Here is a 24,279-nt window from a genome sequence, read left to right as displayed (position 1 = left end):
TTGTCATGAAATTTTCCGAACAGTGGCTGCGTGAATGGGTATCGCCGCAGCTGGCGACCCAGGCGCTGGCCGACCAGATCACCATGGCCGGTCTCGAGGTCGACGCCATCGAGCGGGTGGCCGGTGACTTCAATGCGGTGGTCATTGCCGAAGTGGTGGCCAAGACGCCACATCCGGATGCCGACAAGCTCAATGTCTGCCAGGTCGATGACGGCAGCGGCGAGTCGCTGCAGGTGGTGTGCGGCGCGCCCAACGTGGAAGTGGGGCAGAAGGTGCCCTTTGCCCGCGTCGGCGCCGTTCTGCCCGGTGACTTCACCATCAAGCCCGCCAAGCTGCGCGGCGTCGAATCCCGCGGCATGATCTGCTCGGCCTCCGAGCTGGGGCTCGAGGAGGACACCTCGGCGGGGATTCTGGAGCTGCCGGCGAGCGCGCCGGTGGGCGACGATCTGCGGCTGTGGATGGGCCTCGACGACAGCACCATCGAGGTCGACCTGACGCCCAATCGCGGCGACTGCTTGAGCGTGCTGGGCATGGCGCGCGAGGTCGGCGTGCTCAACCGGCTAGCGCTCGATGGTCCTGCGCTGGAGGCGGTGCCGGCGAGCCATGATCAAGGGTTTGCCATCGAGGTGGCCGACGCCGAGCGCTGTCCGCGCTACCTCGGTCGGGTCATCAAGGGCGTCGACGTGAGCGCCGAGACGCCGCTGTGGATGGTCGAGCGGCTACGGCGCAGCGGCGTGCGCAGCATCGATCCGGTGGTCGACGTCACCAACTACGTGATGCTCGAGCTCGGCCAGCCGCTACACGCCTTCGATCTGGCCAACCTCGACGCGCGCATCGAGGTGCGCCGGGCGCGCCCCGGCGAGCGACTGACGCTGCTCGACGGCCAGGACATAGCGCTGCGCGACGACACCTTGGTGATCGCCGATGCCAAGGGTGCGCTGGCGATTGCCGGGGTGATGGGCGGCGAGCTGTCCGGCGTGAGTGCCGCGACCCGCGATATCTTTCTCGAGTCGGCGTTCTTCAGCCAGCTGGCGGTGGCCGGCCAGGCGCGCTCCTACGGGCTGCATACCGACGCCTCGCACCGTTTCGAGCGCGGTGTCGATCCTGCATTGACGGCGCGCGCCGCCGAGCGTGCCACGCAGTTGCTGCTGGAGATCGTTGGCGGCGAGGCGGGGCCGCTGGTCGAGGTGGCAAGCGCTGCACACCTGCCTGGCGAGCGGCAGGTGGCGCTGCGCGCCGAGCGCCTCGAACAGGCACTCGGCAAGCGCCTGGCAGGCGACGAGGTGGTCGAGATTCTCGAGCGCCTGGGCATGCAGGTCGAGACCCAGGTCGACGGCTGGTCGGCGCGGGTGCCGAGCTGGCGCTTCGATATCGCCATCGAAGAGGACCTGATCGAGGAGCTGGCACGCATACACGGCTACAACCGCCTGCCGGTGCGGCGCCCTGTGGCGCGCCTTGGCCTGCGCGCCGACCACGAGGTGCGTCAGCCGCTGGCCAGGCTGCGCCGGCAGCTGGTGGCGCGCGGCTACCAGGAGGCGATCAGCTACAGCTTCGTGGCGCCGGAACTGCAGCAGGCGCTGCATCCCGGGGCGCGCTCGCCGCGGCTGGCCAACCCGATCTCCAGCGACATGGCGGTGATGCGCTATAGCCTGTTCCCGGGACTGATCAAGGCGCTGCAGCATAACCTCAACCGTCAGCAGCAGCGCGTGCGGCTGTTCGAGACCGGCCTGGTCTTCCGCGGTGAGCTCGACGACCTCGAGCAAGTGCCGATGGTCGGCGCGCTGGTGTGTGGATCGCGTGAGCCCGAGGGCTGGGCCGGGGGGCGCGACAAGGTCGATTTCTATGACCTCAAGGGCGATCTGGAGAGCCTGATCGCACTGGGCGGCGATGCCGCCGCCTGGCGCTTCGAACCGGCCGAGCACAGCGCGCTGCATCCCGGGCAGACCGCCCAGGTACTCCATCGCGGCGAGGCGGTGGGCTGGATCGGTACCCTGCATCCGGCGGTGCGTGCCCAGCTGGGCCTCAAGGTCGATGCGCTGCTCTTCGAGGTGCGCCAGGATGCACTGACCGAGGGCGTGCTGCCGAGCTTCAGCGCGCTGTCGCGCTATCCCGAGGTGCGTCGCGACCTGGCGCTGCTGGTCGATGAGGACCTGCCGCTGCAGGCGCTGCTCGACTGCCTGCGCGAACAGGCCGGCGAGTGGCTCACCGAACTCAAGCTATTCGACGTCTATCTTGGCCAGGGTGTGCCGGAAGGGCGCAAGAGCCTCGCCTTGGGCTTGACCTGGCAGCATCCTTCGCGCACGCTGAATGACGATGAAATCAATCAGTTAGTCGATGCAATCGTCACCGAGTCCCGTCAGCGTCATGGCGCCGAGCTGAGAGGCTGAGCGTCTCCGGCGCCAGGGACGGTGCCGCTATCCAGCGAGGGAATGATATGGGCGCGTTGACCAAGGCGGAACTTGCCGAACACCTGCACGTCGAGTTGGGACTCTCCAAGCGCGAAGCCAAGACCATGGTGGAGGCGTTCTTCGAGGAGATCCGCGGTTGCCTGCGTGAGAACGAGCAGGTCAAGCTGTCGGGGTTCGGCAACTTCGATCTGCGCGACAAGCGTGAGCGACCGGGGCGTAATCCCAAGACCGGGGAGGAGATTCCGATCTCGGCGCGGCGGGTGGTGACCTTCCGTCCCGGCCAGAAGCTCAAGAGCCGGGTCGAGGACTTCGACGGCGTCTCGATGATCTAGACGCATTCACGCCAACGGCGCCCCTGGGGCGCCGTTGGCGTATGGGTCATCCTCCCGCGCCGCTCTCCATCAGGTAGGTGATCACGACCTTGATCACATAGCCAAGCATGCCGGCCCCGAGCACGATGAACAGCATGATGGTGCCGAACTTGCCGGCCTGGGACTTGCGCGCCAGATCCCAGATGATGAAGCTCATGAAAAGAATCAGCCCGCCGATCATCACAGGCGTTACCCAGGCCTCGAAGATCTCCTGCATGCTTGCTCCATGTCATTGAATGGCATGCCATTATACGCTTGTGGTAATATCCGACCAAATTTCTCAAGCAAAGAGCTCTCATGGCCATATTGAAGATCTTTGTCGGCACCATGTACGGCGGGGCGCTGGATGTCGCCGAGCAGATAAAACCACTGTTCGAGGAGGCCGGCTATCGGGTCGATATCTTCGAACAGCCGAGCCTCGACGATCTGCTCGCCGAGCCGCCGACGCTGGCGCTGTTCTGCGTCTCGACCACCGGCAGCGGCGACTATCCGGGTAACCTGGTGCCGTTCACCCGCGCCCTGATCGACCAGAGTCCAGCGCTAGGCGAACTGCGCTACGGCCTGATAGCGCTGGGCGACAGCTCCTACGGCGATACCTTCTGTGGCGCCGGACGTGCGTTGGATGCGCTGCTCGCCGACCTTGGCGCCCAGCGCGTCGGCGAGCGACTCGAGGTCGACGCCATGGAGACCTTCATGGCCGACGATGCGGCGCTGCCGTGGGCCGAGGCGTGGATCGCCGAGCACGGCCTGCAGGTGGCATGATGGGCGGGCCGAGCGCTGAACGGCTGACCGCGCTGCTGGGGGTGCTGGTGGTGATGCTGGCGACCTTGCCGCGCTACCTGGACGGTGGCCATGAGACGCGGCTGTCACTGATGCTGATGGCCTGTGCGGTGGTCGTGGCGGTGACGCTGCTGCACTGGCGGCTGCTCGATAACGCGGCGCGGCGCCGTGTGCCGAGCCTGCTTCGGCGGCTGGGGTTCTGCCTGCTGGCAGGGTTGGCGCTGATGGCCGGCTGGTATGCGTTGGCTGCCAACCTGACCGGCTGGCAGGTGCTGCTCTCCCACGGCACCACGGCAGGCCTGCTGATGCATGTACTCAGCCTGTGGTGGCGTCGCGATCACGCCGGGCCTGCCTGAGTTAGCGTCTCGCATCCGAGCGCCATCCCCGAACCTTGCTGTTGTGCCCCCGGCCGTGCCGGGGGCGAAGCCATGGGTGGCTAGGGTCAGGCAAGCTGGTAGCACGGCACATAGGCGGTGCCGGGGAGTTTCATGCGCCCCTGGGCGACGAAGGAGGTGAGCAGGGCGTCGAGGTGGCGCATCAGCTCCGGCTCGGCGTGCAGCGTGAAGGGGCCGTGGGCCTCGATGGCGCGGATACCGGGCTCCTTGACGTTGCCGGCGACGATACCCGAAAAGGCGCGGCGCAGGTTGGCGGCCAGCTCGTGGGTTGGCTGCTGGTGGTGCAGGGCCAGGCCGGCCATCGCCTCATGGGTCGCCTCGAAGGGTGCCTGGAAGTCGCGGGCGATATTCAGGCGCCAGTTGTAGTAGAAGGCATCCTGCTGATGGCGACGGAAGTCGGCGACGTCACTGATGCCGTCGCGCATGGCGCGCGCCACCCCGGCCGGGTCGTCGATGATGATCTTGTAGCGCGCGCGGGCTTCCTCGCCCAGGGTGTAGGCAAGAAACTCGTCGATGCGCTTGAAGTAGTCGGCGGCGCTGGCCGGACCGGTGAAGATCACCGGGTAGGGCATGTCGCGGTTCTCCGGGTGCAGCAGGATACCCAGCAGGTAGAGGATCTCCTCGGCGGTGCCGACCCCGCCGGGGAACACGATGATGCCGTGGCCGACCCGCACGAAGGCCTCGAGGCGCTTCTCGATGTCGGGCATGATCACCAGCTCGTTGACGATCGGGTTAGGCGATTCGGCGGCAATGATGCCCGGCTCGGAGATCCCCAGGTAGCGGCCCAGGCTGCGGCGCTGCTTGGCGTGGGCGACATTGGCGCCCTTCATCGGGCCCTTCATGGCGCCCGGGCCGCAGCCGGTGCAGATATCCATGTCGCGCAAGCCGATATGGTAGCCGACGTCCTTGGTGTACTCGTACTCCTCCCGCGAGATCGAGTGGCCCCCCCAGCACACCACCAGCCCCGGGTCGCGGCCCGGCTTGAGGGCGCCGGCCTTGCGCAGGATATGGAACACCGCATTGGTGGTGCCCTCGCCGGTGGAGAGGTCGAAGCGCTGCTGGGTCTGGATCTCGTTATAGACGTAGACGATATCGCGCAGCACCGAGGAGAGCAGCTCGCGGATGCCGCGGATCATCTTGCCGTCGACGAAGGCGTCGATGGGGGCGTTGGTCAGCTTGAGGCGAATGCCGCGATCCTGCTGCAGCACTTCGATGTCGAAATCGTGGTAGGTTTCCATCACGGCGCGGCCGTCGTCGGTGACGTTGCCGCAGTTGAGCACCGCCAGGGCGCAGCAGCGCAGCAGGTCGTGCAGGCCGGCGCGGGAGGTGTCGCGCAGGCGATTGACCTCGTGCTGAGAGAGCACCTCGAGGCTGCCTTCCGGCGAGATGATGGTGGAAATGGTCTCTGGCATAGCGGCGATCCTTGTCTTGCGTTCAGGCAGCCCTGCCAGTGGCCAGTGGCCAGCGGCCCCGGCAGGTTGTCATGAAATGCTACCACGGCCTGTGCGCCGGCCGCAGCGCTGCGGTCCTCAACGCGTTCTGATAACATGCGCTGAGTGATTCTTCATCTGCCAGTGAGTGCTGCGCTGCCCCATGTTCAACGCCCAATATTTCCGCACCTTCATTACCCTGGTGGAGACCGGCAGCTTCACGCAGACGGCGCGGCGCCTGGACATGACCCAGCCGGGGGTCAGCCAGCACATCCGCAAGCTCGAGCAGTATCTCGACAAGCCGCTGCTCAATCGACACGGGCGCCGCTTCACGCTTACTGACAGCGGTCGCCGTGCCTATGAGTACGCCATCAAGCTGTTCGCCGAGCATGAGCATTTTCGTCACTCGCTGGATAACGACTCGCTGGATTCCGGCGAGTGCCGCCTGGCCTCACCGGGTAGCGTGGGGCTGATGCTGTATCCCTTTCTGCTCAGCTACCAGCAGATGTATCCCGGTCTCACGGTCAGCTACCGTTTTGCCTTCAACGATGACATCGTCCAGGACGTGCTGGCCGGGCGCTACGATCTGGGGATCGTCACCGACCTGGTCAAGCACGCCGACCTGCACGTCGAGCCCTGGCATCAGGAGCCGCTGTGCCTGGTGGTCCCGGCGGACTTCACCGGCACCACCCTCAATGACCTCACGGGGCTGGGATTCATCAGCTACGCCGACGCTACCCAGCATGCCACCCAGCTGCTCAAGATCAATTTTCCCGGTGAGTTTCGCAGCATGAACCGCTTTCCCCAGCAGGGGTATACCAACGAGCTGTCGATGGTGCTCGATGCCGTGGCCCGCGGGCTGGGCTTTACGGTGGTGCCGCGGCTGGTGCTGGAGACCTCGCCCTGGCAGCGCCAAGTCAAGGAGTTGACGCTCAACCAGCCGGTCCATGAAACGCTCTACGTAGTGACGCCCAGCGGCTCGGAGCTGCCGCTGCGCTATGCGCGGCTACTGGAGGATTTTCGCGAGCAGCGTCGCCAGGCGCTCTACGGTTATGCCGAGGAGCCGAGCTTCGGCTGACGCTTGCGGATCGCTGTCCTAACGCATGCGCCCCGGCCAATAGGCCGGGGCGCATGCGTTGGACGGGGCGCGATTGCGGCTCAGTCGCGGTACTCGTCGATGCTCGGACAGGAGCAGATCAGCTGGCGGTCGCCGTGGACATTGTCGACCCGGTTGACCGCCGGCCACACCTTGGCGGCCTTGACCGCCGGCGACGGGAAGGCGCCCAGCTCGCGGGAGTAGGGCCGCGACCAGTCGGCATCCATCAGGTCGGCCATGGTGTGCGGAGCGTGCACCAGCGGGTTGTCATCCGCCGGCCAGTCGCCGTTTTCAACCTTGGCGATCTCCTCGCGGATGGCGATCATGGCATCGCAGAAGCGGTCGATCTCGTAGCGCGACTCCGACTCGGTGGGCTCGACCATCAGCGTGCCGGGCACCGGGAAGGACATGGTCGGGGCGTGGAAGCCGTAGTCCATCAGACGCTTGGCGATATCCTCCTCGCTGACCCCGGAGCTGGCCTTGAGCGGGCGGATGTCGATGATGCACTCGTGGGCCACGGTGCCGTTGGCGCCGCGATAGAGCACCGGGTAGTGGCCATCGAGGCGCTTGGCCACGTAGTTGGCGTTGAGGATCGCCAGCTCGGTAGCCTCGCGCAATCCGCGGGCGCCCATCATCTTGATGTAGGCCCAGGAGATCGGCAGGATCGAGGCGCTGCCGAAGGCGGCTGCGGACACCGCGCCACACTCGGCGTTGACCCCGGCGATCGGCGTCACCACGTGGTTGGAGACGAACGGCGCCAGGTGTGCCTTGACACCGATCGGCCCCATGCCCGGGCCGCCGCCGCCGTGGGGGATGCAGAACGTCTTGTGCAGGTTGAGGTGGCTGACGTCGGCGCCGAAGTCGCCGGGGCGGGTCAGGCCGACCTGGGCGTTCATGTTGGCGCCATCCACGTAGACCTGGCCGCCGTGGTCGTGAACGATCTGGCAGGCCTCGCGCACGCCCTCCTCGAATACGCCATGGGTCGAGGGGTAGGTGAGCATGATCGCCGACAGGACCTCGCTATGCTGCTCGGCCTTGGCGCGCAGGTCGGCGAGGTCGATATTGCCGTCGCTGTCGCACTCGACCACCACCACCTTCATCTGCGCCATGGCCGCCGAGGCGGGGTTGGTGCCGTGGGCCGAGCTGGGGATCAGACAGATGTCGCGGTGGCCCTGACCCTCGGCGGCCTGGTAGCGGCGAATCGCCACCAGCCCGGCGTACTCGCCCTGGGCGCCGGAGTTGGGCTGCATCGAGATATGGTCGTAGCCGGTGATCTCGACCAGGAAGGCCGCCAGCTCGTCGATCATCTGCTTGTAGCCCACTACCTGCTCGTGGGGCGCAAACGGATGGATCTGACCGAATTCCGGCCAGGTGATGGGGATCATCTCGCTGGTGGCGTTGAGCTTCATGGTGCAGGAGCCCAGCGGGATCATCGCATGGGTCAGCGACAGATCCTTGTTTTCCAGGCGCTTGAGATAGCGCAGCATCTCGGTCTCGCTGCGGTAGCGCTGGAAGGTGGGGTGCTGCAGGAAGTCGGAGTCACGCCGACAGGCGGCCGGAATGCCGCTGCTGCCGGCGCTGACGACGGCCTCGTCCAGGGCACTCACTGACAGGTCGTGCTCCTCGCCGATCAGCACGTCGAACAGCGTGTCGAGGTCGTGGGCGGTGGTGGTCTCGTCGAGGCTGACACCGATATCGCCGTTATCGAAATAGCGCAGGTTGATCTCGTGGGTCATGGCCCGGCCGTGGATCTTGCCGGCATCGACCCCGCTCAGGCGCAGGGTGTCGAACCAGCTGTCGTGGGCCAGCGCGATGCCCTTGTGACGCAGGCCCTCGGCGAGGATGGTGGTCAGCCGGTGGATGCGCGTGGCGATGGTGCGCAGCCCCTCGGCGCCGTGGTAGACGGCGTAGAAACCGGCGATATTGGCCAGCAGCGCCTGGGCGGTGCAGATGTTGGAGGTGGCCTTCTCGCGGCGGATGTGCTGCTCGCGGGTCTGCATCGCCATGCGTAGCGCCTGCTGGCCGCGGGCATCCTTCGAGACCCCGATGATGCGTCCCGGAATCGAGCGCTTGAGCTTGTCGGTGGTGGCGAAGAACGCCGCGTGGGGGCCGCCGAAGCCCATCGGCACGCCGAAACGCTGGGTGTTGCCGACCACGATGTCGGCCCCCAGCGCGCCGGGCTCCTTGAGCAGCACCAGGCTCATGATATCGGCAGCCACGCAGGTCATGATGCCGCGCTCGCGGGCGGCGCCGAGCAGCCCGCCAAGGTCGCGGACCTCGCCGCTCTGGCCCGGGTACTGAAGAAGCGCGCCGAATACCTCGTGTGCTGCCAGCTCATCTGCCGGCGCCACGATCAGCTCGAAGCCGAAGTAGTGGGCGCGGGTGCGCACCACATCGAGGGTCTGGGGCAGCACGTCATCGGCGACGAAGAACGCCTTGCTCTTGGCCTTCTTGTTGGCGCGCTGGCACAGCGCCATGGCTTCGGCCGCGGCGGTGGCCTCATCCAGCAGCGAGGCGTTGGCCAGCTCCATGCCGGTGAGGTCCATGACGGTTTGCTGGAAGTTGAGCAGGCCCTCCAGGCGGCCCTGGGCGATCTCCGGCTGGTAGGGCGTGTAGGCGGTATACCAGCCCGGATTCTCGAGCACGTTGCGCTGGATGACCGCCGGCACGTGGGTGTTGTGGTAGCCCTGACCGATATAGGTCTTGAAGACCTTGTTCTGGCGCGCCAGGCGCTTCAGGTAGTCGAGCGCCTCGGCCTCGGTGCGCGGCCCCTCGAGGGACAGCTCGCGGCCCAGGCGGATGCCGGCAGGTACGGTCTGCTCGATCAGCGAGGCGATGCTGTCGATGCCGAGGGTGGCGAGCATCTGGTCGACATCGTCGGCGCTGGGTCCGTTGTGACGATGAATGAAGGCGTCGTGTCCGGCCAGGTCGGCCAGGCGTCGGGTCTCGGTAGCCATGAAACACCTGTCAGGGTAGTCGGGCGGTCAGTCCCGGGGAAAGAAAAGGGGCGAGGCCGGGTCGCTCACGACCCGGCCGAAAGTCGTTCACTCTTCGGCGTCGACCACTGCGCCATAGGCCTCGGCATCGAGCAGGGCGTCGAGGGCATCGCTGTCGCTGAGCTTGAGCTTGGCGATCCAGCCGTCTTCGTAGGGCGATTCATTGACGGTCTCGGGGGCATCCTCGAGGGCGTCGTTGACGGCCACCACCTCGCCGCCAAGCGGCGCGTAGAGATCGGAGGCGGCCTTGACCGATTCGATCACGCCAAACTCCTCACCGCTGGCGAGCTCCTGGCCGACTTCCGGCAGTTCGACGAAGACCACGTCGCCAAGCGCCTGCTGGGCGTGATCGGTAATGCCCAGGGTGACGGTGCCGTCACCGTTGTCGAGCACCCACTCATGGCTCTTGGTGTAACGCAGGTTGGACGGAATAGCGCTCATAATAGTGGTTTTCCTATACGAAAAGGTTTTCTGAATCAGGGAATCGTACCGCCATTTGCACGCGATGGCGAGTATCGCGCGCATCCGGCGATGCTGCCCCAGGCTGACCGCCTATACAGGTTGGCTGCTGCGGGGAGTCTCGTCCAGCCCTGTGCAGTTGGCAGCCCTCGACTACGCTAAGTAAACACTGCATAAATGCCTACGCGGGCGAATCACTGCGTTGCGCGGTGCTCGAAATCCTCACCTATACCCCATAGGCTCCGGTTTCTGTGCTCCGTGCGCCTTGTGCTTCATCCCGCTCGCCGATTTATTCAGTGCTTCCCTAAAGGCAAGCGATCCAGTGCGGTGCCTGGCGGGTATTGGCGGTTGGTGGTATGCGCGGGGGCATGCTTGCGGACGCCGGGGGAGGCCAGTAAGCTGCCCTGTGTTTCGTATAAGAAATTAGTTTCTTTGAGTGGGGCGAGGGACGGACTCGCCGGCGGCAGAAGCCGATGATTTCACGCTGTAGTCGCATATTGGCAACGCAATGACCTGCAGCAGTAGAGCTTGGATGAGGTTATCCGCTATGGTACGCCCATTCGACCACGGGGACGCCTAGTCCCTTTGCGGTTGAGGCCAGGTGTCCGGCGCTGAGCTCAGCCCGGGGCACAACAATAACGAACCAGGATTGAAAGGAACGACCATGGAAACCTTGACCAGTCTCTTCACCGCCATCAACGGCGTGGTATGGGGCCCGTTGATGTTGATACTGCTGCTGGGGGTGGGCCTCTACCTCCAGCTGGGCCTCAAGCTGATGCCGATCCGCAAGCTCGGCATGGGCTTCAGCCTGCTGTGGCAGGGACGCGACAAGCCCGGTGCTGATAAGTCCGACAAGGACGGCGAGATCTCGCCCTTCAATGCGCTGATGACGGCGCTATCGGCCACCATCGGTACCGGTAATATTGCCGGCGTGGCGACCGCGATTGCGCTGGGTGGACCCGGCGCGGTGTTCTGGATGTGGATCACGGCACTGGTTGGCATGGCCACCAAGTTTGCCGAGGCGGTCCTGGCGGTGCGCTATCGCGAGACCGACAGTACCGGCAACCATGTCGGCGGGCCGATGTTCTATATCAAGAATGGCCTGGGCAAGAAGTGGATGTGGCTGGGCGGTGCCTTCGCCTTCTTCGGCGCCGTGGCAGCGTTCGGCATCGGCAATACCGTGCAGTCCAACTCGGTAGCCGACGCCCTCGACTCCACTTTCGGCCTGCCTCACTGGATCACCGGGGTGGTGATCATGGTGCTGGCCGGGGCGGTGATCCTCGGCGGCATCAAGCGCATCGCCAAGGTCGCCGGCAAGCTGGTGCCGATCATGGCGATTGCCTACATCACTGCCGGCATCGTGGTGCTGATCATCAATGCCAGCGAGATCGGCAGCGCCTTCAGCATGATCTTCTACTACGCCTTCAACCCGCATGCGGCCATGGGCGGCTTCGCCGGGGCGGCGGTGATGGCGGCGATTCGTTTCGGCGTGGCGCGCGGCATCTTCTCCAACGAGGCCGGCCTGGGTAGTGCGCCGATTGCCCACGCCGCCGCCAAGACCAAGAATCCGGTGCGTCAGGGCCTGATCGCCATGCTCGGCACCTTCATCGATACCATCATCGTGTGCACCATCACCGCGCTGGTGATTCTGACCTCCACGGTATGGATCGACGGCGAGGCCGGGGCATCGTTGACCGCACTATCGTTCGAGGCGGCGCTGCCTGGGGTGGGTAACCAGATCGTTTCGATCGCGCTGGCGATCTTTGCCTTCACGACCATTCTTGGCTGGTCGTTCTACGGCGAGAAGTGCTTCCAGTTCCTGTTCGGCACGCGTTCGATCATGCTCTACCGGACCTTGTTCGTGCTGGCCATCCCGCTCGGCGCCATGGCGCAGCTGGGCTTCATCTGGCTGATGGCCGATACCTTCAATGCCATGATGGCGATCCCCAACCTGATCGCACTGGCGCTGCTGTCGCCGATGGTCTTCAAGTTGACCCGCGACTACTTCGACGGCAAGGAGGTGCTGCCGGGCGAAGATCTGCCTAAGTAACCGTATGGCCACGCGGCACCAGCCTGCCGCGTGGCCAATCTGCTAGCCACTCGCCAATGGATCGATACCATGACGCAACTCAGCAAGACGCCACTCTACGACCTGCATCTGGAACTGGGCGGCAAGTTGGTGCCCTTCGCCGGCTACGAGATGCCGGTGCAGTTCCCGCTTGGGGTCAAGAAGGAGCATGAGCATACTCGCCAGGCGTGCGGCCTGTTCGATGTATCGCACATGGGTCAGGTATTGATCCATGGGCCGACGCCCGCCGAGGCGCTGGAAACCTTGGTCTCGGCGGATATCGTCGGCTTGCCCGCCGGCATGCAGCGCTATGCGCTGTTCACCGCGGAAGAGGGCGGTATCCTCGATGACCTGATGGTGGTCAACGCCGGTGAGCATCTCTATCTGGTGGTCAATGCCGCCTGCAAGGAGCAGGACATCAGCCACCTGCGTACCGGGCTCGGCAGCGACTACCGGGTCGAGGTCGTGGATCGCGGCCTGCTTGCCTTGCAGGGGCCTGCCGCGGCCAGCGTCATGCAGCGGCTGTGCCCGGCGGCCTGCGAGCTGGTATTCATGCAGCATGGCCGCTATGAGATCGACGGCATTGCGGTATGGATCAGTCGCAGTGGCTATACCGGTGAAGATGGTTTCGAGATGTCGGTGGCGGCGGAACAGGCCGAGGCACTGGCGCGCCTGCTGCTGGCGGAAGAGGAGGTGGAGGCCATCGGCTTGGGGGCCCGCGACTCGCTGCGCCTCGAAGCTGGCCTGTGCCTCTACGGGCACGATATCGACACCACCACCACCCCGGTTGAGGCGGGCCTGATCTGGGCCATCGGCAAGCCGCGGCGGCGCGGCGGTGAGCGCCCCGCGGGCTTTCCGGGGGCGGATCTCATCCTGCATCAGGTCGAGGCCAAGGATCACACCCGCAAGCGGGTCGGCTTGCTCGGCGAGGGCCGGGCACCGGTGCGCGAGGGTGCCGAGCTGTTCAGCGCCGACGATGTCAAGATCGGCGTGGTGACGTCGGGCGGCTTTGGCCCCAGCGTCGGCCGACCGGTGGCCATGGGCTATGTAGCGATCGATCAAGCCGAAGCGGGTACCCAGGTGTTTGCTGAGGTACGCGGCAAGCGCTTGCCGATGACGGTCAGCAAGATGCCGTTCGTGACGCCGGGCTACCATCGCGGCTGACGCCTGATCTTCTTGGTTATACCGTTATCTTGCGCCTACCATAGCGCATCAGCACCCTCCGGCCGTTCGCCTTGGCGAACGGCCTTTTCGTGGTTGTCATCAGGTGGGGATAACGATATGCCGAAAGGTCAGGCTGATACGGGTGCCATGGCCTGTTCGCGGCAGCAGGGCATGCTGCAGTAGGCGCTGCATGCCGGGCCCCATGACCAGCAGGCTGCCGTGGGGCAGATTGACATTGAAGGCCGGTGCGCGGCGGTCGCGCCAGCGAAAGCGCAGCGGCCGCTCGCTGCCCAGGCTGACGGCGGCGATCAGCGGCGCCTGGCCGAGCTCCGGCTCGTCGTCGCTGTGCCAGCCCATGCGCTCTTCACCGCTGGCATAACGATTGAGCAGCACGCTGTTGAATCGCGGGACCTCGCCGAAGGGACGCAGGGCATGAGCGATGCGCTCGGCCAGCCGCGCCACCTGGGGGTGCCAGGGCTCAGGCAAGAAGTCGCGGCCGGAGTAGCGATAGCGTGCCTCTGGGTCGCCCATCCACACCTGGCGGCGTGGGATCGGGTGCTCGCGGCCGAACAGCGTCAGGCTGGGCTGCTGCCAGGCGAGGTCACGCTCAAGGCAGCCCAGCAACCGGTCCGCTTGGTCGGCGTCTAGCAAGGCGTCATGCCGCCATAGCGGCGGCATGTCGAGAAGGTTCTGCCAGGTAGTCGGGGGAGGCATAGGCCGAGCATGCCAGCGGTGTGGCGGCGTGTCACGTAAGTGTGGGTAGCGTCCACCAGCCGAGCAGCGCAAACAGACCGCCGAGTAGCGCGCCGCCGATAACGTCGCTGATGTAGTGCAGGCCGAGACCGACCCGCGAGACGGCGATCAGGACGGCCAGAGGCACCACCAGCGGGAGCAGTGCCGGCGTGGTGGCAGCGGTCAGCAGGCTGAACATCACCGCGTGCAGGGTGTGTCCGCTGGGGAAGCTGTAGCGGTCACGCGGTACCTCGGTGCAGCATATCGCTTGAAAGGTGATCGAGGGACGTTCGCGGCACAGCCGCGTCTTGATCATTCGGTAGACGCCTATTGCCAGCAGTGACAGCAGTAGATGATGCCATGTCAGCGACCAGCCGTGGGCGCCGTGGATCACCGGCATTGCGGCAACCAGCAGCACCCAGGCCGGCCAGTCGCCAAGCCGGCTGGCTGCACGCAGCAGCATCAGTATGCCGCGGCGGCTGCCGTGGCGGGCGAGCCGCTGGCAGAGCTGCCATTCGAGCAGGTCGAGACGGTCAAAGACCGGCAGGGTGCGTGGTGCGGTCATGGGCGTGCTCCATGGCGGTATGCAAGACATGCAGGAAGCGTTCGGTAATCTGCGACCAGTGGCAGTCGGCCACGCGCACTCGCGCCGCGCGACCCAGGCGGCCGTAGAGTGCCGGTGAGCGAGCCAGCTGCGCGGCGCGTTCGACGAAGGCGCTGGAGGCGTCGAGGGGCAGCGTCAGGCCGTGGTGGTGGGGGACTATCCATTCGCCGGCGGCGGCATAGTCGAAGGCGATCACCGCCAGTCCGCTGGCCATGGCCTCGAGTACCACGTTGCCGTAGGTCTCGGAGCGTGACGGGAATACAAACAGGTCGGCGCTGGCGTAGTGCCTGGCGAGCTGGTCGCTGTCGATGAAGCCGGTGAAGTGGGTCTGCGGCAAGCGCCGCTGCAGGCGCTTGCGCAGGGGCCCATCGCCGACCACCACGCTGACCAGGTCGGGCTGCGCCAGGTGCATGGCCTGGAAGCTCTCGACCAGCAGGTCGAGGTTCTTTTCGCTGGCCAGGCGGCCGACATGCAGGGCCACCGGCTGGTGGTTGCTGGCGCCCCAGCGCTGGCGCAACTCGCTATCGCGTTTATCGGGATTGAAGTGCTGGCAGTCGATGCCGCGACCCATCACGGCGACACGTTCGAAGCCCTGGGCACCCAGCGTTTCGGCCTGCTGGCGGGTTGGCACCAGGGTGGCGCCGGTGCGGTTGTGGAAATGCCGCAGCAGGCCGAGCACGCCGCCGCGCAGCCAACCCAGGCCATAGTCGCTGGCGTAGTGGTCGAAGTTGGTATGAAAGCCGCTCAGGGTCGGGCTGCCGCGGCGTTCGGCGCTGCGCAGCGCCGACCAGCCCAGCGGTCCCTCGGTGGCCAGATAGATCGCATCGGGAGGCCGGGCTCGCCACTCGCCGAGCAGCCGTCGGCCACAGGGCCGGCCGAACTGCACGTCTGGGTAGCGCGGTAGATGAAAGCCTGGCACCTGCAGTTCGTTGGCCATGCGCGAATCGCTGTGCGCCTCGCGGGGGGCCGGTCGAACCAGCTGCAACGTCACCCCGCGTCGCCGGAGTTCGTCCGTCAACTGGCCCAGGGTATGGGCGACGCCGTTGATGTCCGGCGCCCAGGTTTCACTGACCAGGCATAAACGCATGAGGAGCTCCCGCGTGGTGAACTCCTCCCAGCTTCACCGACCATCATGACAGCAGGCCGACAGGTCGATGACGGATCGATGACGATGGGCGTCTAGCGCAGTACCTTGGTCGGGTCGACGGGCTTGCCGCCGTGGCGCAGGTCGAACAGCAGGTCATGGCGCTCGGTGCTGTTGCTGTAGTCGACCTGACAGACCGGTGTGCCCTGGCTCACGGTCTGCCCATCGGCGACCTTGAGCTCGCCGCACAGGGCGTAGACGCTCTGCAGGTTGCCATCGTGGTGGACGATCACCACGCGCCCCAGCTGGCGCATGCTGCCGGCGAAGCGCACCTGGCCATCGGCCACTGCCTTGGCCTGGCTGCCATTCTGGCTGGCGAGCAGCATGGGCTGCAGCGTGCCGCGGTCGTCTGGGCCGAAACGCCTGACCACGCGATAGTCGTCCAGCGGCCAGGGCCAGTTGCGTGCACTGCTGGGCAGGTTGCCGGGGTCGGGACGCTGGGCCGGCGGCCGACTGGCGCTGCTGCCACTACTGCTGGATGCTGCGCCGGATCCGCTTGAACTTGCGCTGCTGGTGCTTGCGCTTGCGCCGCTGAGGGGCACCTGGATCACCTGGCCGACCTGCAGGCGGTGGGCGGGGATGTTGGGATTGGCCGACTGTACGCGGGCAGGGTTGGTGCCGAAGCGTCGTGCAATGCCCGAGTAGGTGTCGCCGGGGCGTACCTGATAGCGGTAAGGGCCGCCGGAGGGGGCGCGCTCCTGCTGGGTGGGGATCAGCAGGCGCTGGCCTACCGCCAGGTGGCGTGGCTCGACCCCGGGGTTGAAACGTGTCAGGCGCTCCAGCGGTACATCGGCACGCGCGGCGATGGCGCCGAGGGTGTCGCCACGCTGAACGGTAATCCACTGGCCGTTGATGCCTTCGAGCCGCTGCGGCGCCGACCCGGCGCCGGCACAGCCGGCCAGCAGCCACGCCAGCAGCAGCATCAGGACGAGGTGTCGAGAGCGCGGTCCTTGTCCTGCCACAGCGCGTTGATCCATGTATGGAAGCGTTCCTTGTAGTCCGGGTCCTGGTGGTAATCGCCGCCGGGCATCCACTGGGGCACGTCGAGACGCCGGATATGGCAGTGAATCTGCCCTTCACGGCCGCACAGGAAGCCCCAGAAGGTCGGGGCCGGGTTGGTGTAGCTCAGGGTGGCGTCGAGAATGCCGCTGAGGCTCTCGCCGAGTAGGCCGGCGACCTGGGCGGTACCGCCGGCCTTGGGCCGCAGCAGGTGCCGGTAGGGGCTATTTTGCGCGTCGCGCTTGGCGGTTGTGAAGCGGGTGCCTTCAACGAAGTTGTAGATTGCCAGCGGCGTCTGGCGTGCCCGCTCGCACATGCGCTGGGTGGCACGACGGTCGCGCTCGGCGAGGGTCGGGTTGCGGGCCAGCTGCTCGCGGCTGTAGCGGCGCATGAAGGGGAACTCGAGGGCCCACCAGGCCTGGCCCACGATGGGGATCCAGATCAGCTGGTGCTTGAGGAAGAAGCGCGGCATGGGGATGCGCCGGTGCAGCGCGAACTGCAGCACGAAAATATCGGTCCAGCAGCGGTGGTTGGAGAGCACCAGCCACCAGCGCTGTGGTGACAGGCCGTCGGGGCGACGTATGTCGAGCCGGGGCTTGAGCCAGTAGCGCATCCACCACAGGTTGGCGCCGATCCAGTTGAGGGCCACAGCGTTGAGCCCGGCCAGCACGCGTAGCTTGGCGCGGCGCCCCGGGGCTAACAGCTTGAGCAGGATCAACACGAACAGCGGGATGCCCCAGAACAGCGTGGTCGCGATCAGCAGCAGCACGCTGACCAGTCCCTTGAGGGTCGCCATGGAGGGCCTCCAGAACCGCAGCAAAAAGCCAATCCTACTGCAAGATCAACGGGATGCCCAGCGCCTGCAGGCGCTGCGGGGTGACAGGCCTACTACCCTGGAGATGACAGCGGCAGTGGAAAGCTATGACAGTGGGATGTCGAAAAACTGACCATTCTGAGTAGAGCGTCAGTGACGTCGCGCTTCTCGGCGATTGTGCAAGGGCTTTGCACAGCGTTATCCACAGGAAATGTGCATAACCTGACCATGCCGTTTACGCGATCTCACAGCGGGTGTGCTGGGGTAGCAGCAGTTCAGCGGCGCGTTCGGCGTGGCTTGGTAGGCACTTCTGCACCAGCGCCAGGCCGCCGAGGGCAATGCGGTGCTCATCGCCCTCGGCGAAGGCCATGCGTCGCGAGCAGGTCGGGTAGAAGCGATAGTTGAGCAGTGGCGAGATCGGGAACACGCCATGGTGGCGATCGCTGCTGCCGATCAGGCCGGTCTGGCGCAGCTGCTGGTCGAGTTCGTCGAGCTCGTGTCCGAGGCGCTCGCTGTCGAAGCCGGCGTGATGCAGGCGTGGCCCCATTACCGCCAGCCATGCCGCCAGCGGATGTGCCATCTCGAGCAGTCGAAACGTCTGCCAGTCGGGCATTGGCCAGGGACGGCCCCGGCACAGCAGGTTCTGCCCGCGGGCGTCGGCGGGGTGAGCGGTGTCGACCAATGCCTTGAGTGCCTGGCGTGCGCTGCGTGGCAGCGTATTCAGCTGAAGCTCGCCGAGCATCAGCCAGGCGCCGTCGTCAGGCGCGGCGAGCAGGGTGGCCAGCAGTCCGCGGTCGGCCATGGCGTAGCGCTCCACTGGCCGGTAGCCAAAGTGTTGCAGGGTGGGCAGCACGGCGCTGGCGGCGTAGCGTCCATGATTGAGGGTCAGTAGCGCCAGGTATTCGGCAGGCGCATCGGTCGGCCAGACTCGCAGCGCACCAAGCTCGGGGTGGAGGTGGATGTAGTCCAACCACAGTTGTTGAAGGAATTCCTGGCGCTGCATGGTGTCCTTACCTCCCGCCTCTAACATGATTTTCAGCTGAGTATAGGCGGCAGCCGGGAGTGGCTTTCAACGCGGCGAAGACGCAAACGCCCGGCACTTGTTCGATTCAAGGGCCGGGCGTGGGGGCGGTGTGGCAGGCGCTAGAGGATTACTGTGCCGCGGTCTCCGGCATCAGCTCGTTATCCTTGGCGTACTGGTCGAACTCGGTAAAGCCGCCGATGTGGGTTTGGTCGATGAAGATCTGCGGCACGGTATCGACCGGCTTGCCGATGGTCTTCTCCATGTCGGCCTTGGTGATGCCCTCCTCGTGGATGTCGACGTAGCGGTAACCGCCGATGGCACCGATATCGCTGAGCTTGTCGGCAAGCTCCTTGGCGCGTACGCAGAACGGGCAGCCGGGACGACCGAAGATCACAACGAACATAGGGGAACTCCTTGCGGTGCAATATGAGAGATTCAAAAACTATCGGGAAGCTGGCCGCTATTGTTTCGCAACTCGCGACCAGATGCCAATAGCGGTGTACTACGCCGATGATGATCGGCTGCTATGGCTGGTGTTCAGCGCCCCTCGTCGGCACGCTTGAGAAGCTCGCAAAGCGGGCGATGGATGGCCTGGCCGGCAACCACGATATTCTCGCCGTACAGGTCGCTGGGTATGCCGCCGGGCGGCGCATAGAGGTGTCCGGTGCGTGCGCCGGCCTCGCGGGCAATCAGCACCCCGGCGGCGAAATCCCAGGGCGATACGCTTTCATAGTAGGCATCGAGCCGGCCGCAGGCGACGTCACACAGGTCGAGCGCCGCCGAGCCGTTGCGGCGGATGTCCTGGCACTCGCCGAGCACCGCTTGCAGCCGACGCAGCAGCGGCGGGCGCGACTCGCGGCGATAGGGGAAGCCGGTGGCCACCAGGGCGCGGTTCAGATCATCGCAGCGACTGGCTTGGATCGACTCGCCGTTACGCCAGGCGCCCTCGCCGCGCAGCGCGCTGAAGGTCTCGCCGAGGAACGGCGCGTGCACCACGCCGAGCTGGGTCTGGCCGTCCTCGCACCAGGCGATGGATACCGCAACGTGAGCCAGGCCGTGGGCGAAGTTGACAGTGCCGTCGATGGGATCGATTACCCACAGCGGGCCGCGTCGTTCGACCGCATCGCGCTCGGGGGAGAGCTCCTCGGTGAGCCGGGCTTCACCGGGGAAGGCGTCCTCGAGCCGCTCGGCGATCTGCTGGTCGACTGCCAGGTCGGTGTCGGTGACCAGCTCATGACCGGCCTTGTAGCGCTGGCCGAAGGTCTGGTCGCGGCGCGCGTCGCGGATCATGCGGCCGGCGTCGTGGGCGATCTCGATGGCGGTGTCGAGGCGAGTGGCGTGACGCATGGCGTCTCCTTGTGGCGTTGCCGTGACGAAGTGATCAGTCTACGCTGCGCGCCGGTGACGTCGCCATGATGACAGAGGAGAGACGCCGTGCAGGCCTTGACCGTCGAGCAGTATGCGCGGCTGCAGCAGCTGGCACGCCGCTACCAGCACCGCTGTGCCGCTTCCATCAAGCGCCACCCTGCGCGCAACCCGCGGCTGGGGGTCGACCTGCTGTGCTTCCAGCCGCTGCCCGAGCCTCACGCCGGCGACGAGCTGCTGGGGGCCTTGATCACGCCGGTCTCGCTGGCGCTCTGCGTGGTCAGCGCCACGCCGGTCGCCGTGCGCGATGACATGCCGCGGCGCTGGCTGGCGCTACCCGGCGGCGAGTATCCTCTCGCGCCGCTGGCGCTAGGGGAGGATGACGGCCTGTGGCACTGTCCGCTGCTCGATGATGTATCTGACCTTGCCTCGCTGCACGAGGCCAATCGGCTGGCCCAGCACATGGTCGAGCGGGTGCTGAGCGAGGCCTAGCGCCGCACCGGTCGCTTCTGCAGCTTGCGCTGCAGAGTGCGGCGGTGCATGCCCAGGGCGCGTGCGGTGGCCGAGATGTTGCCGTCGTGCTCCTGCAGGACTTTCTGGATATGTTCCCAGGTCACCCGGTTGATCGACGGGGGGTTGTCGGCCAGCTCGGTGTTGGGGTCGCCGTCCTGTTTGTCGAGCGCGGCGAGGATCTCATCGGCATCGGCGGGCTTGCACAGGTAGTTGACCGCGCCGAGCTTGATCGCCTCCACCGCGGTGGCGATGCTCGAGTAGCCGGTCAGAACCACGACCCGACAATCGGGCACCACGTCGAGCAGTTCGGGCAGCAGCTTGAGTCCCGAGGAGTGCTCCAGCTTGAGGTCCAGGGTGGCGATGTCGGGCTGCTGGCGGTGGGCCAGCATCAGCGCCTGCTCGGCGTCGTTGGCCACCTCGACGTCGAAGCCACGGCGGGTCATGGCGCGCTGCATGACGTGGCAGAACATATCGTCATCGTCGATGATCAGCAGGCGTTGCGGTTGGTCGTGCATGCGCTTTCCTCGTGACGGGTGGTGCAGTGGCACCCTTAACCTTGACTGGTATCCAGGCGCGGGAGTTTCACTTCGGTGAGGGTGCCGCCCTCTTCATGGTTGTAGAGACTCACGCCGCCGCCGAGGCGGTTGATGGTGGCATGGGTCAGGAACAGACCGATACCCATGCCCTTGCTCTTGGTCGAGACGAAGGTGTCGCCGAGCTGGTCGGCGATCGACATCGCCACACCAGGGCCGTGGTCGCGGATGTCGATGATCACCTCGTCGGTGTCCCAGTCGAGGCTCACGGCGATGCGCTCGGGGTTGGCATCGGCGGCGTTGTTGAGCAGGTTCATCAGCGCCTGCTCGAGGGTGGCATCCACCGCCAGGGTCGGCATGCCGCGGCGCTCGGCGATCTCCAGGCGGTGGCTGACGTCGGGGCGCAGCACCAGCCAGCGCTGTACCACCTGGGCCAGCCACTCGCCGGCGGGGCGCTGTTCGGGCTCGGCCAGGCGGCGCCGGTCGGCATTGGCCACCAGGTGCTGCAGCCGCGACTTGCAGATATCGACCTGCTGGCGCAGCAGATCGATATCGGCGCCGAGCTGCGGATCGTCTCGCGCATCCTCGCGCATCTCCTTGAGCAGCACGGCCATGGTCGACAGCGGCGTGCCAAGCTCGTGGGCGGTGCCGGCGGCCTGGGTGGCCACCGCCAGCACCTGCTCGTTGCGCAGTGCCGCCTCACGGGTACGTGACAGCGTCTGGTCGCGACGCCGCAGCGCATGGGCCATCTTGTAGATGAAGAAGGTCACCAGGCCCGCCGAGAGGCCGAAGTTGAGCCACATGCCGAGCACGTGGAGGCTGATCGAGCCAACGATGATGCCGTGGCTGAGCTGCGGCACCGGCTCGAAGAACAGCATCAGGAAGGTGTAGCCGGCCATCGAGGCGCTGGCGATCAGCCAGGCGAAGCGCCATGGCAGGGTGGCCGCCGCGATGGTGATCGGCACCAGGTAGTAGGTGATGAAGGGGTTGGTGGAGCCGCCGGTGAAATAGAACAGCAGGGTCAGACCGGCGACATCGGCCAGCAGGTGGAACAGGTACTCGGTATCGGTGACCGCCCGCGGGCGGCCCAGCCGCCACCAGGTGGCGACGTTGATCAGGCCCATGGCCACGATCACGCAGATCACCGGCACCACGCGCAGCTGGAAACCGATCACTTCGATGCCGAAGATGATTGCTGCCAGGAAGCCGGTCCAGGTGATGCCGCGCACGATGGTCAGTCTTACCAGGTTGCGATTGGGCGTCGATAGCGGCAGGGGTAGGGCGGGATGCATGGGCGCTCCGAAGATTTTCTCGCGCCATGATAGCGCATTGCCGCCGCTGGCTCAGCCGCAAGGCCGCCTTGAGGCCCAGATTTCAACTGCCTAGACTCATAGGGTCAGGCATCCAAGAGGAGCAATGAGATGGACGAGGAACGGATCTCCCAGGCCGAGCTGATCGAGCGGCTGCACAAGTGCATGGCAGGTGAGCGGGTGGTGGTGGTCACCGCCGAGGCGCGCTATCCGGCCAGGGTGCAGCATGTCGGGGCGACGGGGCTCAAGGTGATTCCCGAGCCCGAGTTGGAGGGCAGCCACGGCGCGCCGGGCGATCTCGAGGGCCATGTGGTGTCGTTCGGCGACGTCGAGTCGCTGGAGCTCGACGGGGTGCGCTACCTGCGCGAGCAGTAGCGGCGGGTGCGAGGTGGGGGCGTGATGCGCTATCATGCGCGCCACTCTTGTCGCCTGCGATACGGGCGACCGCTCATTCGTCATCAGGGCCGACCATGCCAGACACCGCCATTGCTCGCGAAGCCGAGCTGCGCCGTACGTTCGCCATCATTTCGCACCCCGATGCGGGCAAGACCACCATCACCGAGAAGCTGCTGCTGTTCGGTAATGCCATTCAGCTTGCCGGGTCGGTGAAGAGCAAGCGCGCCGAGCGCCACGCCACCTCCGACTGGATGAAGATGGAGCAGGAGCGCGGTATCTCGGTAACCACCTCGGTGATGCAGTTCCCTTACAATGGACGCATCGTCAATCTGCTCGACACGCCCGGGCACGAGGATTTCTCCGAGGACACCTACCGTACCCTGACCGCGGTGGACTCGGCACTGATGGTGATCGACGGCGCCAAGGGCGTCGAGGACCGTACCATCAAGCTGATGGATGTGTGCCGCCTGCGCACCACGCCGATCCTGACCTTCATCAACAAGATGGACCGCGATATCCGCGACCCCATCGAGGTGATGGACGAGGTGGAAACGGTGCTCAATATCCAGTGCGCACCGATGACCTGGCCGATCGGCATGGGCCGCCACTTCAAGGGTGTCTATCACCTCTACAACGACGTCATTCACCTCTACACCCAGGGCCAGGGCAGTCGGATTCCCGATGACAAGCGCATCGAGGGACTCGACAACCCCCAGGTCGAAGAGGTGCTGGGGGCCGACCAGGCCGAGGAGCTGCGCATGGAGGTCGAGCTGGTGCGCGGCGCCTCCCATGACTTCGACCTCGAGGCCTACCGCCGCGGTGAACTGACGCCGGTGTACTTCGGCACCGCCATGGGCAACTTCGGCGTGCGTGAGATGCTCGACGGCTTCGTCGAGTTCGCCCCGGCGCCGCAGCCGCGCGACACCGATACCCGCGAAGTCCGCGCCGACGACGAGCGCTTCAGCGGCTTCGTATTCAAGATCCAGGCCAACATGGACCCCAAGCACCGCGACCGCGTGGCGTTCCTGAGGGTCTGCTCCGGCAAGTACGACAAGAACATGAAGATGCGCCATGTGCGGATCGGCAAGGATGTCAAAATTGCCGATGCCTTGACCTTCATGGCCTCGGATCGCGCTCAGGTCGAGGAGGCCTGGCCCGGCGACATCATCGGCCTGCACAACCACGGCACCATCCAGATCGGCGATACCTTTACCGTCGGCGAGAGCATGCGCTTCACCGGGATTCCGCACTTCGCGCCGGAGCTGTTCAAGCGCGTTCAGCTCAAGGACCCGCTGAAGATGAAGGCGCTGCAGAAGGGCCTGCAGCAGCTTTCGGAGGAGGGTGCGACCCAGGTCTTCATGCCGCTGGATAACAACGACCTGATCGTCGGGGCGGTGGGGTCGCTGCAGTTCGACGTGGTCGCCCACCGGCTCAAGGAGGAGTACAAGGTCGACTGTGTCTACCAGGCGGTCAACGTGCAGACCGCGCGCTGGATCTACTGCGACGATGCCAAGATGCTCGACGAGTTCAAGCGCAAGGCGAGCGCCAACCTGGCGCTGGACGGTGGCGGCTACCTGACCTATATCGCCCCCACGCGAGTCAATCTGCAGATGACCCAGGAGCGCTGGCCGGATATTCGCTTTGCAGCGACAAGGGAGCATTAAGTGTTAAGCGCTCA

At 65.8% G+C, this 24,279-nt stretch carries 24 protein-coding genes; 10 read left to right on the top strand and 14 right to left on the bottom strand.

The window, feature by feature from the left end:
• Positions 1-5 precede the first annotated feature (5 nt).
• Together pheT and ihfA are read left to right on the top strand one after the other, a co-directional pair.
• Positions 6-2,387, top strand: coding sequence for a phenylalanine--tRNA ligase subunit beta (pheT, locus tag QC821_RS11670; protein ID WP_309721387.1), 2,382 nt, complete (start codon positions 6-8; stop codon positions 2,385-2,387).
• Between the two features lie 47 nt (positions 2,388-2,434).
• Entirely contained in the window at positions 2,435-2,740 is a 306-nt protein-coding gene (gene ihfA / locus QC821_RS11665; RefSeq protein ID WP_076748006.1) for an integration host factor subunit alpha, read from the top strand.
• 46 nt (positions 2,741-2,786) lie between these two features.
• On the opposite strand, the gene QC821_RS11660 is transcribed toward ihfA, so the two are convergent.
• Positions 2,787-2,996 carry a DUF2788 domain-containing protein gene (locus tag QC821_RS11660; protein WP_191164459.1) on the bottom strand — a complete coding sequence of 70 codons (210 nt, stop codon included), beginning with the start codon at positions 2,994-2,996 and terminating at the stop codon, positions 2,787-2,789.
• An 80-nt stretch (positions 2,997-3,076) separates the two neighbouring features.
• On the opposite strand from QC821_RS11660, the gene QC821_RS11655 reads away from it, so the two are divergent.
• Positions 3,077-3,541 carry a flavodoxin domain-containing protein gene (locus tag QC821_RS11655; RefSeq protein WP_309721381.1) on the top strand — a complete coding sequence of 155 codons (465 nt, stop codon included), beginning with the start codon at positions 3,077-3,079 and terminating at the stop codon, positions 3,539-3,541.
• The gene (locus QC821_RS11650) at positions 3,541-3,915 is read left to right on the top strand and encodes a hypothetical protein (RefSeq protein WP_309721379.1); all 375 of its coding nucleotides are present in this window, start codon (positions 3,541-3,543) and stop codon (positions 3,913-3,915) included. The genes QC821_RS11655 and QC821_RS11650 overlap by 1 nt, the downstream gene beginning before the upstream one ends.
• An 86-nt stretch (positions 3,916-4,001) precedes the next feature.
• On the opposite strand, the gene ppnN is transcribed toward QC821_RS11650, so the two are convergent.
• Positions 4,002-5,366, bottom strand: coding sequence for a nucleotide 5'-monophosphate nucleosidase PpnN (gene ppnN, locus QC821_RS11645; RefSeq protein WP_309721376.1), 1,365 nt, complete (start codon positions 5,364-5,366; stop codon positions 4,002-4,004).
• Positions 5,367-5,547: 181 nt separating this feature from the next.
• Here ppnN and QC821_RS11640 point away from each other — a divergent pair, with 181 nt between their 5' ends.
• Positions 5,548-6,462 (top strand): LysR family transcriptional regulator, encoded by a 915-nt coding sequence (locus QC821_RS11640; protein WP_309721373.1) that lies wholly within the window; start codon positions 5,548-5,550, stop codon positions 6,460-6,462.
• A gap of 80 nt (positions 6,463-6,542) precedes the next feature.
• On the opposite strand, the gene gcvP is transcribed toward QC821_RS11640, so the two are convergent.
• Together gcvP and gcvH are read right to left on the bottom strand one after the other, a co-directional pair.
• On the bottom strand, positions 6,543-9,437 hold the full coding sequence (gene gcvP, locus QC821_RS11635; protein ID WP_309721370.1) for an aminomethyl-transferring glycine dehydrogenase: 2,895 nt from the start codon (positions 9,435-9,437) through the stop codon (positions 6,543-6,545).
• Positions 9,438-9,524: 87 nt separating this feature from the next.
• Positions 9,525-9,917 carry a glycine cleavage system protein GcvH gene (gene gcvH, locus QC821_RS11630; protein ID WP_309721367.1) on the bottom strand — a complete coding sequence of 131 codons (393 nt, stop codon included), beginning with the start codon at positions 9,915-9,917 and terminating at the stop codon, positions 9,525-9,527.
• A 682-nt stretch (positions 9,918-10,599) separates the two neighbouring features.
• Between gcvH and QC821_RS11625 the strand changes: the two genes are divergently transcribed.
• Together QC821_RS11625 and gcvT are read left to right on the top strand one after the other, a co-directional pair.
• The gene (locus QC821_RS11625; protein ID WP_309721365.1) at positions 10,600-11,985 is read left to right on the top strand and encodes an alanine/glycine:cation symporter family protein; all 1,386 of its coding nucleotides are present in this window, start codon (positions 10,600-10,602) and stop codon (positions 11,983-11,985) included.
• A gap of 69 nt (positions 11,986-12,054) precedes the next feature.
• A complete protein-coding gene (gcvT, locus tag QC821_RS11620) occupies positions 12,055-13,167 on the top strand; it encodes a glycine cleavage system aminomethyltransferase GcvT (protein ID WP_309721363.1) in 1,113 nt (370 codons plus the stop codon).
• Between the two features lie 99 nt (positions 13,168-13,266).
• Here gcvT and QC821_RS11615 read toward each other — a convergent pair whose 3' ends face one another.
• The 8 genes from QC821_RS11615 to QC821_RS11580 all read right to left on the bottom strand — a co-directional run bounded on the left by QC821_RS11615 (position 13,267) and on the right by QC821_RS11580 (position 19,831).
• Positions 13,267-13,881: an alpha-ketoglutarate-dependent dioxygenase AlkB family protein gene (locus tag QC821_RS11615; RefSeq protein ID WP_309721360.1), complete on the bottom strand. Its 615-nt coding sequence runs from the start codon at positions 13,879-13,881 to the stop codon at positions 13,267-13,269.
• Between the two features lie 31 nt (positions 13,882-13,912).
• Complete coding sequence (locus tag QC821_RS11610; protein ID WP_309721358.1) at positions 13,913-14,464, bottom strand: phosphatase PAP2 family protein; 552 nt, start codon at positions 14,462-14,464, stop codon at positions 13,913-13,915.
• Positions 14,433-15,590: a glycosyltransferase family 4 protein gene (locus QC821_RS11605; RefSeq protein ID WP_309721355.1), complete on the bottom strand. Its 1,158-nt coding sequence runs from the start codon at positions 15,588-15,590 to the stop codon at positions 14,433-14,435. Before QC821_RS11605 ends, QC821_RS11610 begins: the two co-directional genes overlap by 32 nt.
• A 92-nt stretch (positions 15,591-15,682) precedes the next feature.
• Positions 15,683-16,624, bottom strand: coding sequence for a LysM peptidoglycan-binding domain-containing protein (locus QC821_RS11600; protein WP_309721353.1), 942 nt, complete (start codon positions 16,622-16,624; stop codon positions 15,683-15,685).
• Positions 16,570-17,442 (bottom strand): acyltransferase, encoded by an 873-nt coding sequence (locus tag QC821_RS11595; RefSeq protein ID WP_309721350.1) that lies wholly within the window; start codon positions 17,440-17,442, stop codon positions 16,570-16,572. Before QC821_RS11595 ends, QC821_RS11600 begins: the two co-directional genes overlap by 55 nt.
• 253 nt (positions 17,443-17,695) lie before the next feature.
• The gene (locus tag QC821_RS11590; protein ID WP_309721347.1) at positions 17,696-18,463 is read right to left on the bottom strand and encodes a VOC family protein; all 768 of its coding nucleotides are present in this window, start codon (positions 18,461-18,463) and stop codon (positions 17,696-17,698) included.
• A 148-nt stretch (positions 18,464-18,611) separates the two neighbouring features.
• Positions 18,612-18,887 carry a GrxA family glutaredoxin gene (locus QC821_RS11585; protein ID WP_095619176.1) on the bottom strand — a complete coding sequence of 92 codons (276 nt, stop codon included), beginning with the start codon at positions 18,885-18,887 and terminating at the stop codon, positions 18,612-18,614.
• Between the two features lie 134 nt (positions 18,888-19,021).
• The gene (locus QC821_RS11580; protein ID WP_309721344.1) at positions 19,022-19,831 is read right to left on the bottom strand and encodes an inositol monophosphatase family protein; all 810 of its coding nucleotides are present in this window, start codon (positions 19,829-19,831) and stop codon (positions 19,022-19,024) included.
• Between the two features lie 87 nt (positions 19,832-19,918).
• On the opposite strand from QC821_RS11580, the gene hybE reads away from it, so the two are divergent.
• Positions 19,919-20,341: a [NiFe]-hydrogenase assembly chaperone HybE gene (gene hybE / locus QC821_RS11575; protein ID WP_309721341.1), complete on the top strand. Its 423-nt coding sequence runs from the start codon at positions 19,919-19,921 to the stop codon at positions 20,339-20,341.
• Here the strand turns inward: hybE and QC821_RS11570 are convergent.
• A complete protein-coding gene (locus QC821_RS11570; RefSeq protein ID WP_309721338.1) occupies positions 20,338-20,877 on the bottom strand; it encodes a response regulator transcription factor in 540 nt (179 codons plus the stop codon). The genes hybE and QC821_RS11570 overlap by 4 nt on opposite strands.
• A 35-nt stretch (positions 20,878-20,912) precedes the next feature.
• Positions 20,913-22,187, bottom strand: coding sequence for an ATP-binding protein (locus QC821_RS11565; protein ID WP_309721335.1), 1,275 nt, complete (start codon positions 22,185-22,187; stop codon positions 20,913-20,915).
• Between the two features lie 129 nt (positions 22,188-22,316).
• Between QC821_RS11565 and QC821_RS11560 the strand changes: the two genes are divergently transcribed.
• A complete protein-coding gene (locus QC821_RS11560; RefSeq protein ID WP_309721332.1) occupies positions 22,317-22,580 on the top strand; it encodes a hypothetical protein in 264 nt (87 codons plus the stop codon).
• Positions 22,581-22,675: 95 nt separating this feature from the next.
• Positions 22,676-24,265, top strand: coding sequence for a peptide chain release factor 3 (locus QC821_RS11555; RefSeq protein ID WP_309721330.1), 1,590 nt, complete (start codon positions 22,676-22,678; stop codon positions 24,263-24,265).
• Positions 24,266-24,279 lie beyond the last annotated feature (14 nt).

Source organism: Franzmannia qiaohouensis (assembly GCF_031451695.1).
Classification (GTDB): Bacteria; Pseudomonadota; Gammaproteobacteria; order Pseudomonadales; family Halomonadaceae; genus Franzmannia; species Franzmannia qiaohouensis.
The sequence above is the reverse complement of the archived record's forward strand: the minus strand, read 5'-3'. Positions and strand labels throughout refer to the sequence as shown.